This is a genomic window from Clostridium porci, from assembly GCF_009696375.1.
Classification (GTDB): Bacteria; Bacillota; Clostridia; order Lachnospirales; family Lachnospiraceae; genus Enterocloster; species Enterocloster porci.
Genome location: NZ_VUMD01000026.1, coordinates 16,381 through 35,240, shown reverse-complemented (window position 1 = coordinate 35,240; position 18,860 = coordinate 16,381). Strand labels below are relative to the sequence as shown.

At 40.9% G+C, this 18,860-nt stretch carries 17 protein-coding genes; 15 read left to right on the top strand and 2 right to left on the bottom strand.

Features of this window, described 5'->3' with window-relative positions:
• The 15 genes from FYJ39_RS20620 to FYJ39_RS18670 all read left to right on the top strand — a co-directional run.
• Nucleotides 1-2,297 (top strand): MSCRAMM family protein (locus FYJ39_RS20620; RefSeq protein WP_268890688.1); only part of this gene is annotated, 2,297 nt, incomplete at its 5' end.
• Nucleotides 2,294-2,860 carry a hypothetical protein gene (locus FYJ39_RS18735; protein WP_154473882.1) on the top strand — a complete coding sequence of 189 codons (567 nt, stop codon included), beginning with the start codon at nt 2,294-2,296 and terminating at the stop codon, nt 2,858-2,860. The genes FYJ39_RS20620 and FYJ39_RS18735, both read left to right, overlap by 4 nt.
• Before the next feature lie 16 nt (nt 2,861-2,876).
• Nucleotides 2,877-3,140, top strand: a complete 264-nt coding sequence (locus FYJ39_RS18730) for a hypothetical protein (RefSeq protein WP_235919889.1) — start codon at nt 2,877-2,879, stop codon at nt 3,138-3,140.
• A gap of 2 nt (nt 3,141-3,142) precedes the next feature.
• Complete coding sequence (locus FYJ39_RS18725) at nt 3,143-3,847, top strand: class B sortase (protein WP_195840479.1); 705 nt, start codon at nt 3,143-3,145, stop codon at nt 3,845-3,847.
• Entirely contained in the window at nt 3,834-5,348 is a 1,515-nt protein-coding gene (locus FYJ39_RS18720; protein ID WP_154473879.1) for an FtsK/SpoIIIE domain-containing protein, read from the top strand. The genes FYJ39_RS18725 and FYJ39_RS18720 overlap by 14 nt, the downstream gene beginning before the upstream one ends.
• Nucleotides 5,330-6,400 carry a conjugal transfer protein gene (locus tag FYJ39_RS18715; RefSeq protein WP_235919888.1) on the top strand — a complete coding sequence of 357 codons (1,071 nt, stop codon included), beginning with the start codon at nt 5,330-5,332 and terminating at the stop codon, nt 6,398-6,400. The genes FYJ39_RS18720 and FYJ39_RS18715 overlap by 19 nt, the downstream gene beginning before the upstream one ends.
• A gap of 27 nt (nt 6,401-6,427) precedes the next feature.
• A complete protein-coding gene (locus FYJ39_RS18710; protein WP_154473878.1) occupies nt 6,428-6,751 on the top strand; it encodes a TcpD family membrane protein in 324 nt (107 codons plus the stop codon).
• Between the two features lies 1 nt (nt 6,752).
• On the top strand, nt 6,753-7,160 hold the full coding sequence (locus FYJ39_RS18705; protein ID WP_154473877.1) for a TcpE family conjugal transfer membrane protein: 408 nt from the start codon (nt 6,753-6,755) through the stop codon (nt 7,158-7,160).
• A 3-nt stretch (nt 7,161-7,163) separates the two neighbouring features.
• Nucleotides 7,164-9,824 carry an ATP-binding protein gene (locus FYJ39_RS18700; RefSeq protein ID WP_154473876.1) on the top strand — a complete coding sequence of 887 codons (2,661 nt, stop codon included), beginning with the start codon at nt 7,164-7,166 and terminating at the stop codon, nt 9,822-9,824.
• Nucleotides 9,821-10,978: a C39 family peptidase gene (locus tag FYJ39_RS18695; RefSeq protein WP_154473875.1), complete on the top strand. Its 1,158-nt coding sequence runs from the start codon at nt 9,821-9,823 to the stop codon at nt 10,976-10,978. The genes FYJ39_RS18700 and FYJ39_RS18695 overlap by 4 nt, the downstream gene beginning before the upstream one ends.
• A 13-nt stretch (nt 10,979-10,991) precedes the next feature.
• On the top strand, nt 10,992-11,549 hold the full coding sequence (locus FYJ39_RS18690; RefSeq protein ID WP_154473874.1) for a hypothetical protein: 558 nt from the start codon (nt 10,992-10,994) through the stop codon (nt 11,547-11,549).
• 2 nt (nt 11,550-11,551) lie between these two features.
• A complete protein-coding gene (locus FYJ39_RS18685; RefSeq protein WP_154473873.1) occupies nt 11,552-13,879 on the top strand; it encodes a CD3337/EF1877 family mobilome membrane protein in 2,328 nt (775 codons plus the stop codon).
• Between the two features lie 514 nt (nt 13,880-14,393).
• Nucleotides 14,394-15,257 (top strand): hypothetical protein, encoded by an 864-nt coding sequence (locus FYJ39_RS18680; RefSeq protein ID WP_154473872.1) that lies wholly within the window; start codon nt 14,394-14,396, stop codon nt 15,255-15,257.
• A gap of 1,171 nt (nt 15,258-16,428) precedes the next feature.
• Complete coding sequence (locus FYJ39_RS18675; protein WP_154473871.1) at nt 16,429-16,695, top strand: type II toxin-antitoxin system RelB/DinJ family antitoxin; 267 nt, start codon at nt 16,429-16,431, stop codon at nt 16,693-16,695.
• Nucleotides 16,695-16,955 carry a Txe/YoeB family addiction module toxin gene (locus tag FYJ39_RS18670; RefSeq protein ID WP_012743403.1) on the top strand — a complete coding sequence of 87 codons (261 nt, stop codon included), beginning with the start codon at nt 16,695-16,697 and terminating at the stop codon, nt 16,953-16,955. Before FYJ39_RS18675 ends, FYJ39_RS18670 begins: the two co-directional genes overlap by 1 nt.
• Before the next feature lie 155 nt (nt 16,956-17,110).
• Here the strand turns inward: FYJ39_RS18670 and FYJ39_RS18665 are convergent, their stop codons facing one another.
• A complete protein-coding gene (locus tag FYJ39_RS18665; protein ID WP_154473870.1) occupies nt 17,111-17,494 on the bottom strand; it encodes a hypothetical protein in 384 nt (127 codons plus the stop codon).
• A gap of 3 nt (nt 17,495-17,497) precedes the next feature.
• Nucleotides 17,498-18,259: a ParA family protein gene (locus tag FYJ39_RS18660; protein WP_195840478.1), complete on the bottom strand. Its 762-nt coding sequence runs from the start codon at nt 18,257-18,259 to the stop codon at nt 17,498-17,500.
• Nucleotides 18,260-18,860: the final 601 nt, after the last annotated feature.

Below are 18,860 nucleotides of genomic sequence, written 5' to 3'. Positions count from 1 at the left end.
AGACAGATAAGTTCTTAGGAGATACGGATCAGTGGTTGGAAGGGGCAGAACTGCGGATGGAGCGCAGGACAGGTACAGATACATGGGAAACAGTAGATGAGTGGGTGACAGGCCGGCAGAGCCATTATACAAAGAATTTAAAGGCAGGTGAATACAGGCTGGTTGAGAGCAAAGCTCCTGACGGGTTTAAGGTACTGGCAGAGCCGATCCTGTTTACTATCACGGATGGAATGACGGAGATTCCCAAGTTAACGATGCGAAACTATACTTCCATTGTGGAAATAGAGAAAACAAGGCCATCAGGAAGCCTTCTGGGCGGTGCCAGGCTGCAGCTGATCCGTAAGGAAACCGGGGAGGTTATCCGGGAATGGACTTCCGAGGAAGGAAGGGGACAGACATTCTATGGCCTGAAGGAAGGGACATACCTGATCCGGGAGCTGGAGGCTCCAGGAGGATACAGGAAGGGAGAAGATAAGGAGGTTAGGATAACAGAGGATAACAGCGAAGCCCAGGTATTCAAATATGAGAACCGGCTTTCTGGAGGAGGGGGAGGTAAACCACCCCAGGCAGAATATATTTCATTTAAAAAGACGGATGGAGCTGGAAAGGCTCTTCCTGGGGCGGAATTTAAGATTTACCGTAGTGATGGAAGCATATTAGAGACGGCTATAGCTGATCATAATGGGAAAGTGACAATTAAGAAGCCGGAAGCAGGGACCTATACGGTTAAGGAGACAAAAGCCCCAGAAGGATACTATTTAAGCAGTGAGACATTTTACATTACAGTGGGAGAAGGAGGAATAAAGGGAAATTATGAAATTGTCAATACCCCATATACAAATGTTGTCATAAAGAAGCGTGATGCTGAGACGGGTAAACCGATTTCTGGAGTGCGTTTAGAAATTTTAGATAGTGATAATAACATAGTATCCAGTGAAATGACGAATGATGAGGGTTCCATAAGCTTTAAAGCGCCTCATATTGGCGTGTACCATATAAAGGAGGTGGAAGCTCCGAAAGGCTATCAGAAATTAACAAGCACCTATGAATTTAGCATACAGGAAAATGGAGAGATTACCGGGACCACAACATTGTTTAACTCAAAGATTCAGAAAATAGGAAAGGTAATGGCTTCTTATAGCTCTGGACTGGCAGGTAGGGGAATGGTTTCCTTTGGATCTCCCAATACACCAAGAACAGGAGATGATACGCCAATTATGCTATATGTGATTCTGTTAATCCTGTCAATGGCAGCCATGGCAGGCACAGGAATTAAGTATTTCTGGAAGGGTAAGAAGCGGAAAAGAGATACGCTTTTAAGCCTGCTGTTGCTTGCCGTAGTGATGAGTGTAAGCAATCTATATACGGAAACCGCTTACGCGGCGCAGGAAAAGCCTGCTATAGCAACGCTGTCCAATGCGGATAAGGTGGAGATTGAGCGCATACAGGGAAGAGAGATCTTAAAGGTACAGTCAGAACCGCAAGTAGATGAATCGAAGCTTGCAAAGCCGGAAGCTACGTACCAATATGAAGGAAAGGAATACAAACTAAAAGAGTATAAGGTTATAGAAACGCAAATTTCGGCAAGAGAGGAACTAGTAAGCGATACCATAACCTATGATTCGGTAGAGCAGGCTGACAGAATACCAGACAGCGCGGTGATAGAAGCCAGGGATCATCTGACAGGGGCGGTTACGAATGTAACCGTTCCCCTGAAAAGCTACGAATACAGTGATTATAGATGGGTAAACGGATTTCAATTTTTAATCACGGTTGAATCAGCGGACGCGGATAGCTTTGCGTTAGGGGATGTATTAATTCCCAATCAGGAGGAACATCCTTTTAAGGGCTATGAAAAGGAGCTGCTGCAACTGATTCATGTAAGCCCGGACTTTTACAGAATCCTATCGGCAGAGTGGACAGGCCAGCCATGGATGGGAGAAAACGGGATCATCTACAGGCAGGCATTAGCCCAGGGAGAAAAGCGCATAGCAGATGTAAAGGCAGTCTATGAGGGCTTAGTATTAATGGACGCTGTACCTGCCAGCGCTACCGAAGCAATTTACGAAGCGATTCCTGATGCAGACGAGACAGATTTAGGAGAGCCTGTAGATAAGACAGAGCAAACGGTAAAGCTTTCTTTGAGGGATAAACTGAACGCTTTTATCCAATGGTTGGCGGCTCATCCGATTGCGTTAGCAGCGGGAGGGTTGGCTCTCATAGTAATTATATGGCTGGTTGTAATCATATTACAGATACTTGCCAGCAAGAAAAAAGAGGAGGAAGAGAACGATTGAGGACAGTTGGAGTAATTGGGTGCCAGCCGCGTATAGGGACAACAACGCAGGCGCTGCAAATCGTGTTATGTTTGCAAGGTTTAGGCTATCGCGCGGCCTATGTGGAAATGGGAGAACATGATTATTTAAAGAACCTGGTAGAGATATACGAAGATGTAACGATTGATAAATATAATGTTATACGGTGCCGCTCAATTCCTATGTATACAGGAAAGCAGATCATTTTAGCGAACCAGCACAGGTATGATTATCTTGTGAAGGATTATGGGTACATTGACAGCCCGGATTATACAATAGCATACTTTGAGCAAGATATACGGGTGGTTGTTGGTGGCACTAAGGCCAATGAAATAGAGTATATGGAACGGGTGATAGAAGATCCTGGCTATCTAAATGTAAGCTATATCTTCTCCTTTGTTGCACAGAGCGAGCAAAAGGATGTAAAAGAGCTTATGGGGGATAAAAAAGAGAATACATACTTTGCCATGTATACGCCCGATCCATTTACCTATACAGAAAATGATATTTACGAATATGTGTTAGGTACAGGACATGAGGTATAAAAAACGTTTGGAGGCTTTGGCTGCTGAGAAGCGGGCCTTTGCTCAGGAGCAGAAACATCTACGCAAAAAATATAAGGTACGGGAGCCTGGAATTATACAAGTGAAAAAAAAGAGGCTGCTAGAGGTTATAGCCGATATAATCCGTAAGGTAAGCGAGGTGATATTGCTAACGCTTGCTTCTGTAGGGTTGATAGCGCTTATATACGCCGCTCCCAGGACAGAGCTTGGAATAATCTTTCTAGAAGTAATAGACCAGCTGCATAGCATGATAGGGGTATGAGAATGAGAAAAAAGATACAGTTCTTAATTGCTTTTTTTATCTTCTGTCTATCACTGTTTCATCTTGCGCATACCTGGATGAAGTATAAAAGGGCAGATAGGGAATATCAGGTTTTGAGTGAGGAAGTAAAAAGAGTGGAGCAAGCGCCTGAATTAATGGATGATAGGTTAAAAGAGGTGAATTCTGATTACATCGGGTGGATCCGGATTCCAGGAACAGCCATAGACTATCCGGTTGTCATGGAATCTAAGAAAGATTACTTAAAAACCGGGTTTTATGGAAATGAAAGTATAGCCGGAACTCCGTTCATTCGGAGAGCGCAGGATGCCTTTGTAGATCCCAATACAGTGATTTTTGCGCATAACATGAAAAATGGAAGTATGTTCGGCTCATTGAAAAACTATTTAGAAAAGAAATATTGTGAAGAGAATCCTGTCATTGAAGTGCAAAAGGACGGTAAGACCTTCCGGTATAGAATCTTTTCGGTGCAGTTAATCAGTGAAAAGGATGCAGAGCCGTACACATATTCTTTCCGAGATGAAGCGGAACAGGGGGAATACCTGGATAATATGATCCGGAGATCCATTGTGGACTTCCCAGAAGCGCCGAAAGCTCCGACCAAGATCCTCACGTTGTCTACTTGCCATGGAAGCGATAAGCGGCTGCTGGTACAGGCTTTTAAGGAGAATGTGAATGACGAACAGTGAATTGGATCGCCTGATCAATGGAATGGCGGAAGGATTAATAAGATTTATAGGCAAATTTCTGATAGCTATATGGTATGGGGGAAAACGCCTGAATAAGCTGAAGAATCTTGCGGTTTTTTTGATAGGAATAGTAATCGCGGGGGTAGCCTGGATGAAAAAAGGGCTGGTAATGGAATGGCTGGAGGCGGCTGGGATGGGGAGCTGGATGCGGAATATGATATACATTGTCTTACTCTGTAGCCCGGTTATCTGTCTTGCGATCATAGGCAGTGCCATTACGATCAAACAGGCGGAATACTTCCAGAAATTTAAGGAGATCGGCTTCAGGGAGAAAACAGGAAAATACCCCCTGTATTTAGGAGAAAAGGAGGACAGGGACAAGCGTGTCTTGTATACCTTTAAAAGCAATATCAGCATTGGAGAGTGGAGAAAAAAGATCCTCCAGCTGGAAACAGCCCTGGACTGTACCATTCTTAAGCTGGAGAATAAGGGCAGTAAGCGGATTATCCAAATGCTGGCAGTTGGAAGTGAATACAAGATACCGGAAAAATTAGTTTGGAACGATGATTATATGGCTGCTGAAGATGGGGTAATTGTAATAGGGAAAGGGATGTTAGCTCCCATATCATTTAACTTGAACCGAACCCCTCATGTATTAGCTGCCGGAGAGACTGGGTCTGGAAAGTCCGTTATACTGCGTTGTTGTTTATGGCAGTTGGTTAACCAAGGTGCTCAGGTATATATGATTGATTTTAAAGGGGGTGTGGAGTTTGGGCTGGATTATGAAGAATATGGAGAAGTAATAACTGACAGAGAACGGGCAGCGGAAGTATTAGAAATGCTATGTAAAGAAAATGCGGCAAGGCTTGCTTTATTCCGGCAGACCAGGGCAAAGAACTTACCGGAGTATAACCGAAAGACCGGAAGGAATTTGTCCAGAATCGGGGTTTTTTGTGATGAAATAGCAGAAATGCTAGACAAAAAGGGAGTACCCTCAAAGGAGCGTGAAATATATGAACGGTTGGAGGGGTATATTTCAACGTTGGCCAGATTATCCAGGGCAACCGGAATTAACTTGTTTTTGGGAGTTCAGCGTCCAGACGCGAATGTTTTGACAGGCCAGATAAAAAATAACATACCCGTTCGTATGTGCGGCAGATTCGCGGATAAAGCGGCTTCTGAAATTGTTTTAAACACAACAGCAGCTACAGCTTTACCAGATATCAAAGGCAGGTTCCTGTATTTGATGGGAAACGAATTACTGGAATTTCAAGCATACTATTTTGATGATGAAACGATGCTGCACCCGGTAGAAGGAAGAACAAAAGGTGAGATGCTAATAGAAAACCCGGCTTCTTTCTATGTTCAGGACGGAGGGAGGCAAGGCTGTACCATAGTATCCCAAAGCCAGAAGCCAGATCCGGCGGTTAAGGAGGTCAGTTATGAGGATTATGATTTTTCCTTTGGAGAGGAAGAAATAGAATGGAGTGTGGATCAATGAACCTGTTTAAGAAAAAAAGAGGTGAAACGGAGGTTAAGAGAAAATTAGGCAAAAAGGAGGATGCGCTACACAATAGGGGAAGGGAACAAGAGGAAAAAACTGAAAAAGAGGACCACAAGACGCCTAAATGGGATAGAAAGGGAAGAAAACCAAAGGATGATAGTTATGTTTTGAGAAAAAACAGATTTATGAAGGTGTTCCGGGCTCTCTTCTGGATGCTGCTGCTGTTTGTCTTTGGCCGTGGGTTGTATCAGATTGTAAAGCCTCAAGAAGCGTCAGAGCTGAGACAGATTATTACAGAATTTAAAGCAGAACAGGAGGAAACAGGAAATACCCCAAACGAGATAATGGATTTCGCGCAGGATTTTGCGAAAGAATATCTGAGTTATGAAAAAGGAGGGGAACAGGATTTTAAAAGCAGAATCGCTCCATATGTGACCAGGCGGATATACAACACAGGAAAGCTATATACGTTTCACAGTACGGCTAAAGCTAATTACGTGAACGCATACCGCATGGAAAATGATAAAAAGGGAGGGGATATTTACAATGTGTACATAAAAGCGGAAATTGAATATGACAAAGGAGAGGAGGGGGTTACTTATGCAGGGTGTACACTCAAAGTGCCAGTGGCTTCTACTCAGACAGGCTATTGTGTGGCTGCGTTGCCTGTATTTATGCAGGACGTAAGACAGGACAATACATATAGCACTTCCCAAACTGTATCAGGAAATGAGATTGACAGCAGCATAATCGAACCATCGGTAAAGAATTTCCTGGAAGCATATTATAGCCAGGATCAATCCATGATTAATTATCTGCTGACGCAGGATGCAGATAAAAATAAATTTATTGCGATACAAAACAGGTATAAGCTTAAAAAAATTGAGTCGATCAAAACCTATCAGGAAGAAAATACTGCAATGATAACCTGTATTTTGACAGTACGAATTGTAGACCCAATCAATGACGAGGAGATAGGCCAGGAATATACCTTAACTCTGATGCAGAGCAATGATAAGTTTTATGTTAAGGACATGAATATAGTTTAAAAATTAAACGGATGGGAGAGAAAAAATATGATAGGAAGAAATCTTTTAGAGACGTTAAAGGTAAGGAAGGTACTGAAAGTATGGTTCATGATTCAAATTATCTTTTCTATGACGATGGTTGCCTATGCGGCGAATTATGCGGAAAATGCGGCTAAATGGGGCTTAGATCAGGCATTTTGGATCGTAGTGATTATCGCAATCGGTGTGGCGATTTCAGCCTGGATGAAGCATGCTACCGGCACGATGATAGTGACTATATTAATCGGAGGGCTGTTGGCCTACCTTTGTAAGAATCCGGAAAAAGTAACAGAAATAGGGACGGCATTAGGCAGTAAGATATTTGGTGGCTGATATGGAAGAAAATAAGCAGAAAAAAATTACGATCTATAGCTATAGTAAGGTATGGAAGGTAGAAAAAAAGATATATACCATACAGAATTTGGTGTTGCCAGTACCCATTGATCCATGGCAAGTACTGTATTTTGTCCTCACCTGGGCGGTGTTTAACATGATATTTGGCGTGCTGCCGGGAGTTCATAATGTCCCGGTAGTAATCCGCTCTATGATTCTTCCTTTTTTAGTGTCAAGATTCCTGCTTACAAAGAAGCTGGATGGTAAAAATCCGATACGGTATAGTATAGGCATTATCAGATTTCTTGCTTGGGAACAGGGAAAGGTTATGGAGCGCTTCCATCTTATAGCCTCCAAAAGCCACACTATAAAAATTTCGTGGAATTGCAGCGAAGGAACGGGAGGATAAGGTATGTATCAGTGTCCGATTGATTATTATATTGATAATTTGGTTTTTAACGCAGATAAAAGCTGTTGGGCGGTGTATCGCCTGCATGGGTTTAATTATGATTATTTAAGTACGCAGGGTAAGGTGAATAAATTAGTTCAGTTAGCGAGAGTATACAGCGGCATCATGAGCTATGCTCAGATTTTAGTCATACCGATTGAAAAGGACGAGAAAGAGCACTTTAAAAATTTAAAGAACCGTCTTAGTCACAAGGATATACTGTATGAGAGCGCAACGAGACAGATCGATTTGACAGAAGCCTACTTAAAGGAAAAGATGGAACAGTCTGGCCGCGTCAATGATTATGCAACGTATTTTATAGTTAAATTAAGTGAAGCTGCTGAATACGAGACGGTTGATAAAATCAGTGAATGTGTAAAGTATTTTATAAAGGACCCTATCAATACAATCAATGTACACATGAACTTAGATACAAAGGATATATTATCCAGTAAAATTGATGCATATAAAAAGATGGCCAATAGATGGCTGGAAGATAATCAATACAAGATGAAAATGGAAGCGACTATAACGGAAGAAACACAGTGGCTATTTCGGCGTATGGCATACAGAGGCACAGGTATATCAGCTAAAATGTTCTATCAGTCCATTTCTAAAAATGTATATGAGCCGGAGAAGGATGAGCTGGTGATCGCGAATAAAGAAAAGATTGTTCGACCGTACCATAAAGATACAGTGAATTTATTATCAGGCAGTTTAGAAACGTTCGGAAGGAATTTAAAGGTAACGACTGGATTTTCGACTTCTTACCAGACCTTTTTGCCGATTGTATGGCTTCCAGAACAGAATGAGTTTCCAGGGAGGGAATGGATTTATGAGCTGCAGCGGCAAAACATGCAGGCTGAGGTATGCATCCACATAAGAGCTGTTCCTCATAAATCCGCCTTGCATCAATTAGAGTTAAAAAAAAGAGAAATCAAAAGCCAGATTGAGCATGTGGAACAAGCATGTGATGATATTCCAGAGGATTTATTAGATTCAAGAAGCTATGCGGACTTGATGGAGCAGGAACTAAAAGAAGATCGTTCCCCTCTTTTAGAAAGCAGCATTACAATTTGTCTTGCTGATTCGGACAAGGATAAGCTGGAAAAAAGATGCAGCATGGTTAAGGAAATTTATGATGCGATGAATATTGTAATTGAACGTCCATTGGGCGATCAGTTACGTCTGTATATGTCCTTTATGCCGTCTGTCCGATTGCTCATCAAAGATTTTGTGCTTAGACTTACGCCGATTACCCTTGCGTCGGGAATCGTAGGGGTAACAAGAGAACTGGGAGATAACCGAGGAGGGTATATAGGCACAATAGGAAAAGAGGAAAAGCCGGCTTATTTTTCGCCGGAATTGGCCTGCCTATTAAATATGTCCCCGGCAGCTACCCTTTTTGGAGACTTAGGAACCGGAAAATCCTATAATGCAAATATAATAATCTATCAAATGGTGTTATATGGGGGATATGGGCTGATTCTTGATCCGAAAGGCGAGCGTTCACATTGGGAAAAAGCACTGATTGTATTTCGCGGCTTAATAAGCACGGTTACATTGGGGGCGTCTATGGAAGATCGGGGAAAGCTGGATCCCTATAACATATATCCAGATGATATAAGAGAAGCGCATGAACTTACGCTGAATGTGTTAAGCGATCTATTTGGACTGGATCCGCAAGGTGAGGAATACTTAGCCATTTTAGAGGCGCAAAAGCGAATGGAGCAGATGCAGGACAAGCCATGTATGTTAGGGTTAGCATCCATGCTGGAGAAAATTCCTGAATCTGATCATTTGCATGAGCCGGCTAAAAACCTGGCAAGAAGAATTAGGCTGTACCGTGGCAACGGCATGGGAGGTTTACTAATAGGGGAAGGGACAGAGGATGCAATTAAGCTGGAGAATCGCTTAAACATTATTCTGCTTCAGAATTTGAAAATGCCGTCTCCAGAAACGCCAAAAAACGAGTATACAAGGGATCAAGTAATGTCTATGGTCATATTTGGGGTAATTTCGGCTTTTGTCCGCAAGTTCGCGCTGGTGAAACGTACTGTGCCAAAGGGGGTATTAATTGACGAGAGCTGGGCCATATCCGCCACAAAAGAGGGAAGAAGCATGGAAGAATTTATATCCAGGATGGGGCGTTCGCTTTATACCTGCATTATATACAACGGACATTCCACAAAGGATCTTCCAACAGAGGGCATTAGAAACTCGATTACCTATAAATTTGTTTTCCGCTCCAGCAATAATTTAGAAGAAGCTAAAAGACTTCTGGAATATCTGGGACTGGAAATAACGCCGGAGAATATGGCAGTGATCCAAACGTTAGGTTCTGGTCAATGTTTATTCAAAGATTTATATAACCGGGTGGGAGTATTAACATTTGATCCTGTTTTCCAGGATTTGGACGATGTGTTCTCAACTACTCCGAAAGAGGCTCCCGAAGAGCCGCAGCAGCTGGACGATGGAATGGAGAATCAGGAAACCGAACGATTGGAACCAGAAACGGATGGATCAGAGGAGGAATCCTGGCTTCCAGAAGAACAACCGGAATTTTTAGAAACAATGGATTTTGAGTTTTCAGAGGATGATTTATTTGAGAAAGAAATTTTATGAAAAAGAATAACGGAAAGCTAAAGAAAAAGTTACTGATAGCAGCAGCTTCTATGATGTTTCCCGTTCTTTTAATGGCACTTTTAGTAGGGGGGTTGGTAAGCGGAACATCTCAGGTTGTACCGCAGGATGAGGAAGAAGCGAAGAAATATCAGGTATGCAGCCAATTAGGAGTAAATTGGGATTGGGTGATGTTAATTGATATGTATATGGCCGATATAAGCAAAACCCAAATGGAAGAACAGAACTTGTTATATACAAGTCTGAACTGTTTAAAAGTAACGATTGATGTATACAGTGAAACCAGAAATAAGGATGAAGAGACTTCCTGGGATTATGATCATACAGAGTATGCTTTTGGAGCAGACGCTATCCTAGAATATTTTGGATTGCCGGCAGATTGTAAAGACGCCTATCAGGTGATCGGGGCAATCCAACGGAAAAATGGAAATAGATACCGCATTACCACTCAGCCATATGAAAGCCTGGAGATAGTGCTTGATACATATTATTCGTTTGATGAAGAAACCAGGAAGGAAATGCTGGCCTTGGATGAGGCTCATTATCTGGCTGAACTATATAAAGATTGCTTAGGAGAATATGGGGAAGCTGGGGGAATCTTGGGTGACTTTATGATGGGAGATCTGGAGTATCCCCCAAACGGAATGGAAATACCAAGATATTTACAGTATCAGGAACCCTGGAGATCGATTCCCTTTGGGGGAGGAACGATAGCTACCTCCGGGTGTTCTGTAACATCCCTGGCAATGGTTTTTAGCTATCTGTTGGATCGCAGCGTGTTGCCCTCTGATATTGTGAAATGGACAGGAAACCGGTTTTATAACCCGCCTGCTGGACAAAGCTGGGGAATCTACACAGCAACTGCGGATCATTGGGGACTTACATGCACCAATTTAGGGCGCAGCATATCTGGCGCCATGCAGGAGCTGTCAGAAGGGCATCCTGTGATTGCAAGCGTTAGCGCTGGTACATTTACGAAAAACCGACATTTGATCGTATTGAGAGGATTGACGGAAACGGGGGAGATATTGGTCAATGATCCCAATGACAATTCCTCTAAAAACATTCTGAATCGGTCCTTTACTCCAGAGCTTATACTTAGGGAAAGCAACAATTTTTGGAGTTTTAGGAATTAAGGAGGCGGGAAGTGTGAAGTATGGAGCAATCTACAAGGTTATATTAATCTTATGCGCCATCCTGGTTTTGATTTCAGTGGGTCTTGTGTGGAGCCGGTGGGAAAGTAGGCACATGGCTGAAAGAGAATCCGGAGAGCAGACTCAAAGCAGCGTAGGCGCATATGAGAAGCAGGAAAAAGGAGCCCCCCAAATGAGCCTGGAGGCTGTAACAGAGGACATAGAAGAAACTACCATCTTTCAATTTCCAGAAGAAAGTATATCAGATGAACAATTAGAGCCAGATGGTTATTCTCCATGGGGGGAGCTACCAAGATGCTATTTTGTCAATACGGAAAATACTATTGATGTTAGAAATGCGCTGCCTGTGAACGCATTAGCCAGGCTGGCCGATGATACACAGCAATACCTGGATGAGAACGGCATCAACGCAACAGAGTTATATTGCATTGATGGATCCGTTAAGACCGATGGAGCGGAAACATCATTCCAAGTTCAGTGTGAAGATGGAAGAATAATTACAATGATATATAGCAGAGACTTACATTTTTGGTCATTTAAGCAGGAGAGATAACGATGAGCTTAATATGCAAGGTAAGAAAAATGTGGTTCTTACTGTTTGCCTGTTTATTTATTATGACAGGTGTTTCAGAATTACAGTTTAACATAACAGCATATGCTTCTGACTTTGGAATAACCGATCAGTTTGACAATTTAGAAGATGATGGGAAATACGCAGGAAGTAAGTACCGTCATAACTACCAGTTGGATGTAGAAAAGCTTGGAATCCTGGAGCAGGGCTATGAAATACTAAATACTCTATCCAATATGGTGCTTTGGTGTATCGTATTTATTGCACGGGCAGCCACTGCAGTTTTTTATTACGCACTGGATTTTGATATTGCGGCCCTGTTGTCTCCGGCTATTAATAATATGCAGGACTCTTTACGAACGAATGTATTTTTGCCTGTTTTTGAGTTAGCCCTTGTAGGAGCGTTTGCCCTCGCTGTTATGCGATTCGCGCGCCGGGATTTTACCGGCTTATTAGGACAATTTGGAAAGGTAATCTTTGTTTTCGTACTGTCCATCCTGATCGTCCATGATTCAGCAACCGTTATGAGTTATACCAGCAATATTACAAAGGATCTGGCTATCGCCATTATGACCGGTGTAAGCGGGGCAGATGTAGGAAGTGAAACGAATGACTATGCATCAACAGCAGCAGGAGTATTATGGGTATCCCTGGTACATGAGCCCTGGAAAGCTCTGGAGTTCGAGAACTATAATTACAGTGAGGATGATGTAGAATTTTTCCTTTCCGAGACAGACAGCGATGCTAGGGAAGAAAAAATAAAGGAAATAAGAGAGAACCACCCAAACGCGTTTTCAAAGGCGCTGGTAGGCAAACGGATAGCCAATGGGATTATCATATTGTTAACAATGTTGGTAAAATGCGTTATCTATATTTTAGTAGCGGTTATGTCAATGCTATTCCAGCTGTTTACAATCTTATTAATCATACTGGCACCTGTGCTTTTAATTATGTCACTCATTCCAGGTTATGATATGGCGGTAATCGGGACATGGTGTAAGAAAATATTGGAAACACAGATAGGGATATTGATTATTACCTTTTTGATGGGAATTATGATCATGATGGATCGTATGGTACACGAATTAGGAAAAACCATTGGATGGTATGTTGCGCTTGTTCTGCAAAATGCCATAGGGATAGGCTTATACTACTTCCGCCATGAAATTCTTAAAATGCTGTCAATGACAACCACTACGCTAGGCAATACCAGACAACTTAAATATAAAATCCGTAATTTATCCACCCCCTATGCGATGATGGATCGCAGCATGAGACAAGGGGAGCGCATGGCAACAAGGAGGGCTTTTAAGTGGAAAAGAAACCGTTCCTATGACATAAGGGATGTGGGAGGTTATAGGAGCTATAAGAGCTATAACAGACAGGATAGAACCAAGCTGGAACGTCCATCCACTACCTCGTTACCACCGATGAGAGATCCACAATACCAGACAACTCCAGCTCTTACGCGATCTGGAGAAATGACCGGAACTGGAATTAAAGGAATCAGCTATTATGCCCCCAGAGAGGTTACAGATAATTGGCAAGCCCTTTGGAGCGCTGCAGAACCGCGGCAGCCCTTAAAAGCCGGAGATGAGGCGCGCATAAGAAAGAAATACCCAGCTGGAAGGTTGACTTCTTATGTTCCAGAAGCTGACATGAAAAAGATTGGAACGATGGAAAGGACGAGGAATCAGGCACATGCGTTAGCAGCAGATAAAAGACGAGAAACGGAGCAAACTGCAAATTCAACGATAAAAAGCATTCCGAAAGGCACATTGACTGAAGGGAGCGTTTTAACCGCTCCAGCTGACGCCAGAAAGAATCGGATGGCAGAACCCACAGGAAGAAGTATAAATGGGCAGGCAGCAGAGCTTTTAAGCCCAGCAGGCACACAGACCATGGAACCACCAGTAGGAAAAGAATTAAAGCGTCCGATTGCTTATAACCCAAGTGTAGATGGGGCCTACGAAAGACCATTGATGCACTCTAAGGAAACCAAAGTGAGCCGGCCGTTGCGGACAAGTGCAGCTGACAGCATTAGGACAGAAACTGGAACAGAGCAGCCTGAAAGGGTTCGTATGGCTGGAAACCCTGCATCTACGACAAGAAAGATGGAGAGAAAAGAAGCGCCGTTGATACGAAAGGAAGCGGAAGGGAGCAGAATGGCAGAAAAGCCATCCAGGCCGTCAATTAGAGGGGCCAGTTTAGTTTCGCCAGTAACACAAAGCGATTCTGTAAACTTCAAAGATAGAGATAGGGGAAAACTCTCAAAACCAAGTTTAACAGGTAAAATGGGAAGGGGGGAGTGAACGGTAAATAGAAAATAAGAAATTACTTAAAATTAAATAGAATAAATAATCAAGATTTCAGGATAAAGATTAAAAAATATTTGACAATTATGCTAGATATTGGTAGAATTAAGGCTAAGAGTTGTGGATGAAACAAAACAGAAAGAAGCAATAAAGAAAGATATCCGCACTGTTTGTTCGAAATATAATTTTATAAAGAAAAAGAGAAGTCCCCCTCGCTGGACGCTTTCCAGGCTCACCCAGCTCAGAGATACTTCTCCATGATTCGGTTCTTCTTTACCGCATCGCAAACGGTAAGAAGCAACTCAAGTATTCACCAACAATACTGAATCTTTTAACCGTTTAGCACATTTGTATGCTACTGACTAGATGATAACAGAGCAGAACAGATTTGTCAATATGGAAATAGATTAATTTCAGTAAAGGATGAGCCTGGATACTTGATGTATTCAGGCTTTTTTGGGGTTTTTTATACGATACAAATTCAAAAATTATTCAGAAAGGAGGGCGATCCATGAAAATTAAGTATTCACTGCTAAAAAAGATTTTGGACAACCAGTGTCACAATAGGCTGACCAATAAAGAAATTGATTTTCTTATGGAGATCGCCCAATATCAGGATGATGTTGGATTTATTAAAGGCATTTATTATCGAGATATATGCAAAAACACGGATATGTGTAAGCAAACATTTTATTCGGTGTTACGCTCCCTGAAGCGCAAAGGATTTATTACATATAAGAGAAATGAATTAGATAGCGACTATGATATAAAAATACTAGACAATGATTTTTCCTATCCTGAATCATATCGGGAAGGATACATTAATGTGTCCAGAAAAATATTTCATACTCACAAATTCCATCAGTTAAAAGCGCAAGAGAAGTTGTTATTGCTGCATTTTATGAAGATCACCCATAGTTCATCGGGAAGTTATCAGATCGGCACTGGGAAGTTTTATGAAACCTATACAAAACTTCTGGGTGTGACTAAAAGGGTATTGCGTGGCTATCTTCATACTCTGAAGAAGTTTTTTTCGATAGGAATTAAAAACGGAAAATATTTCATATCTTATCTTAGAACTGTATTTAATGATAGGATGGAAGTATCTGAAACGGATAAATATATGGGGTATTTGGTTGGAGTAAGCTGCCGGCGAGCCAAAATTAAGGAGGCTGCTCCGTCAGCGGTGAAGGATATTATCACCCTAATGAAGCAATACCGGAAGGAGGCCGAAGAGAGAGAAGAAGGAAAAAGTATTTTTAAAATCGTGGATGAGTGTATTCGGCTTAGTGTCCAAAGCAGGACTAAAGAACTGAATAGTAAGTATATACATAAGCTGGTACGAGCTGCATTGGGATTAAATTGGATCGGTTAAGATAGGTTTGCATATAAATGACAAGCCTAATTGACGTTGCAAAAAAGCTGTGTTAAGATTTGAAATGATTGAAGCAATAGTATAAAATGGAATATGGGCTATAAATAATTGTATTTAAGGGAGGGCGCAGAAAGCTAAAAAGGTTCTGCGCCCTCTTTTGTGTAAATTTGGTAGTCTAAAATTAAGGATATTTATAATAATTAGTCTAAAAATAATGTAATCTTAATAAATAGTAAGTCTAAAATCTAGGATATTAAGAATTTTTCTTAGTCTATTTTTATGCAAAGATAAATACTAAAAAATCCCTGTATTTATAAGGATTATGCAACCTTTTGAGCATTAGTATATTCTATCTTCTATCTTTTATTCTTTCTTTCTATATATACAATCTTACAAAAACTGCCGTAATATTTGTTAACATTCTCATGCAAAAAATATTCCTAAACAGAAAAACACTCTCTACCATTCGTTGGCCGGGCCAGCCCGCCGCCCCATGGGTTCCCGCTGCTCCCGGCCTGCCCTCCGCTACGCTACGGGCACCACTAGGTCAAGCCCCTTCGGGGAGCAATCAAGGAAGAAACAGGGAAACTTCAACAACAAATACCCTCTCAAACACTCCAAAATTCCCTAAAATCAATTTTAATACCATCAACATATTTCAATTAGCATGAATTAGCCAAAGCGGCTTTAAATGGCATTTAATTGCGTCTGGGAGGGTGTCAATGGACGGGGTAGTATTTACTTCGCAAATCCCCACCCCTTAACCCCTTGACGGACGATGAAACACAGTGGTATTCCACGGTTCCCTTGACTCCGTTCTCGCTCCCTGTCTGTTACTTACATGCCATCTCTAAATGGCGATCATTTATCACACAATCACGCAAATACAAGTTAATCAAGGTCTGATATGGAATACCCACTCTGGCAGACTGATTTTTGAAGAACTCGACCACATTTTTATCGCTCTAAACTCCTTTTATAGCCTGCTTTTTCAGTTGCTGTGGCCTTTCTCGATGATTTGACACTCCACACGACTAAAGTCGTGTGGAGTGTCAAGCTGTATGAATACATAAAATATGGGTACACTATGAAGATAAAGAAAAATTAAAGAAATATTCTTGACTTTTTCTTTGCTATTGCATATACTATAAGCAAGAAAGGAGTGTTGTATATGTCACAGGCAGTTAATGTTAATTTCAAACTGGACGCAGATGTAAAAAAGAGCATGGAACAAGCGTGTTCTGAATTAGGTCTTTCCATGAGTGCGGCGTTCACTGTGTTTGCTAAAAAAGTAGGCAGAGAAAAGCGTATTCCTTTTGAGGTATCGGTAGACCCGTTTTATTCTGAGAGTAATATCCGTTATTTGGAGAATATCGTGCGTGATATTAAGGACGGCAAAGCTCACTTCGCAGAGCATGACTTGATAGAGGTAGACTAATGAGGTTGCTATGGGAAGATAGAGCATGGAGCGATTATTTGTACTGGCAGACGCAGGATAAGAAAACGCTGAAAAGAATTAACGGACTTATCAAGGATATTCAGAGAAGCACTTTTGAGGGTATCGGGAAACCCGAACCGCTAAAGGAAAATCTAAGTGGTATGTGGAGCAGGCGCATTGATGATACCAACAGAATTGTTTACTATGAGAAAGACGAGATAATCTATATTGTTTCATGCAAAGGACATTATGACGATTGAAAAGGGGACGGGCAACCGCCCTCTTTTTTTACTCACCGCGTGAATCTGTATGGAAAGGGAGTGTCAATACAAAGACCATCGCAGAACTGTAGGCATACGAATAAGTCAACTACCCATGACCTTTAGGTCGTGGGTAGTTGACGTCCGACTCCCCTTTACGTTGTCAAATCTTTAATTTGCTGATATATCGTTCCATTTGCTTCAATGTCTTTTTCAATAAGGGAAACGATATAACTACTTGTATTTCCCTTGTAATTGACACCGGCTGCAATATTCACTATCTCAAGGTATTCATCCGGAACATTAAGAGAAATCTTTGTACTTGGTTTTCCTTTGGGTCTGCCAGCATTAGGAGTTTTTATCTTGGTAGGTGCCTTAGGGGGTGTAACCTTTGTATTGGGCTTTTCTTCGGTCTTTTTAGGCTCGGCCTTAACTTCAGGTTCTTGGTTTGTTGTAGTGGTTATGAGGGCTTCTGCTGCGGTCTGTGTGGTTTCCTTTATTTGGATCCCCTTTTTTTTTGCGAGTTCTTCCTTTGTCATAAGCTATACCTCCTTTAAGAGTTCATCAATAAAATCATTATAATCATCTAATACGGCTGTATCTTTCATATCAAAGAGCGAGCTTTCGAGATATTGACTTTCTCTGATAGCAACACCCTGGCGAATTTTAGAGTTGTAAATCTTACTGTTGAGAGAAGCTGCCACTTCCTTCATATCATCATTGATGATGGATGAGAGGTTGGTTCTGTCGCATCTTGTAAGAAGCAGTCCGTTGATTTTAAGGTTCGGATTGCTCAAATATTTTTTAGTGGTCTCTACGGTTTGCTGGAACTGTTTTAAGCCTTTTCCAGAGAAGTAGTCCGGTGTCATTACGACAGCAAGATAATCTGTTGTGGCAAGTCCGTTAAGACTCATTACACCAAGAGCTGGAGGTGTATCAATAATAATATAATCGTAATTGCCTTTGATACTATCAAGTGCTTCCTTGAGTTTGTATTCATCACCGGTAGCAGAATATTTTCTGTCTGCACCGGAAAGCATTAAGGAACCGACTAATAAATCTACTCCGGCATCAGTTGTTACGATTGCATCAGAAATATCACAATTTCCTTCAAATAAATCGTAAATTGATACAATATCACTATCAGGATCTATGCCAAGAACGGATGTGAGATTTGCCTGGGGATCTAGGTCGCAAGCAAGTACTTTATATCCTTTTTTGGCAATACCAATAGATACAATGTGAGCTGTTGTAGTCTTTCCGACACCGCCCTTTTGATTGGCAAAAGTAATGATTTTAGCCATTTTAAAGCCCTCCATACATATTTTTATTATTATATTACAAAAATATCAAAATCAATTATGATATAAAAATAATAATATATTATTTTATTATAATAATACAATATTTTTTAATGTTTGTCAATCAAAATTAATTGTGATATAAAAATAATAACATATTATAATATTATATTATTATAATAATAAAATATTAAAATAATATAATAATAAAATAATATAAAACTATTGATATAAAATATGATATACTACTAACTACTAACCTACAAAGTCTTGGTAGGAATTTAGAGTAGCGATAACGATGTGAGTTGTTATAACCTTTCCGACACTGCCCTTTTGATTGCCCAAAATACTGATTCTAGCCATTTTATAAGCACCGTATTTTTTTATTATTATATTATAAAAATATCAAAATTAATTATGATATAAAATAATAACATATTATAATATTATATTATTATAATAATAAAATATTAAAATAATATAATAATAAAATAATATAAAACTATTGATATAAAATATGATATACTACTAACTACTAACCTACAAAGTCTTGGTAGGAATTTAGAGTAGCGATAACGATGTGAGTTGTTATAACCTTTCCGAC

What these genes read in the sequence shown, in the direction of transcription:
- FYJ39_RS18725 (WP_195840479.1), top strand. Translation starts at nt 3,143, where the DNA reads ATGAGAAAAAAGATACAGTTCTTAATTGCTTTTTTTATCTTCTGTCTA.
- FYJ39_RS18720 (WP_154473879.1), top strand. Translation starts at nt 3,834, where the DNA reads ATGACGAACAGTGAATTGGATCGCCTGATCAATGGAATGGCGGAAGGA.
- FYJ39_RS18715 (WP_235919888.1), top strand. Translation starts at nt 5,330, where the DNA reads ATGGAGTGTGGATCAATGAACCTGTTTAAGAAAAAAAGAGGTGAAACG.
- FYJ39_RS18710 (WP_154473878.1), top strand. Translation starts at nt 6,428, where the DNA reads ATGATAGGAAGAAATCTTTTAGAGACGTTAAAGGTAAGGAAGGTACTG.
- FYJ39_RS18705 (WP_154473877.1), top strand. Translation starts at nt 6,753, where the DNA reads ATGGAAGAAAATAAGCAGAAAAAAATTACGATCTATAGCTATAGTAAG.
- FYJ39_RS18700 (WP_154473876.1), top strand. Translation starts at nt 7,164, where the DNA reads ATGTATCAGTGTCCGATTGATTATTATATTGATAATTTGGTTTTTAAC.
- FYJ39_RS18695 (WP_154473875.1), top strand. Translation starts at nt 9,821, where the DNA reads ATGAAAAAGAATAACGGAAAGCTAAAGAAAAAGTTACTGATAGCAGCA.
- FYJ39_RS18685 (WP_154473873.1), top strand. Translation starts at nt 11,552, where the DNA reads ATGAGCTTAATATGCAAGGTAAGAAAAATGTGGTTCTTACTGTTTGCC.
- FYJ39_RS18680 (WP_154473872.1), top strand. Translation starts at nt 14,394, where the DNA reads ATGAAAATTAAGTATTCACTGCTAAAAAAGATTTTGGACAACCAGTGT.
- FYJ39_RS18675 (WP_154473871.1), top strand. Translation starts at nt 16,429, where the DNA reads ATGTCACAGGCAGTTAATGTTAATTTCAAACTGGACGCAGATGTAAAA.
- FYJ39_RS18670 (WP_012743403.1), top strand. Translation starts at nt 16,695, where the DNA reads ATGAGGTTGCTATGGGAAGATAGAGCATGGAGCGATTATTTGTACTGG.
- FYJ39_RS18665 (WP_154473870.1), bottom strand. Translation starts at nt 17,494, where the DNA reads ATGACAAAGGAAGAACTCGCAAAAAAAAAGGGGATCCAAATAAAGGAA.
- FYJ39_RS18660 (WP_195840478.1), bottom strand. Translation starts at nt 18,259, where the DNA reads ATGGCTAAAATCATTACTTTTGCCAATCAAAAGGGCGGTGTCGGAAAG.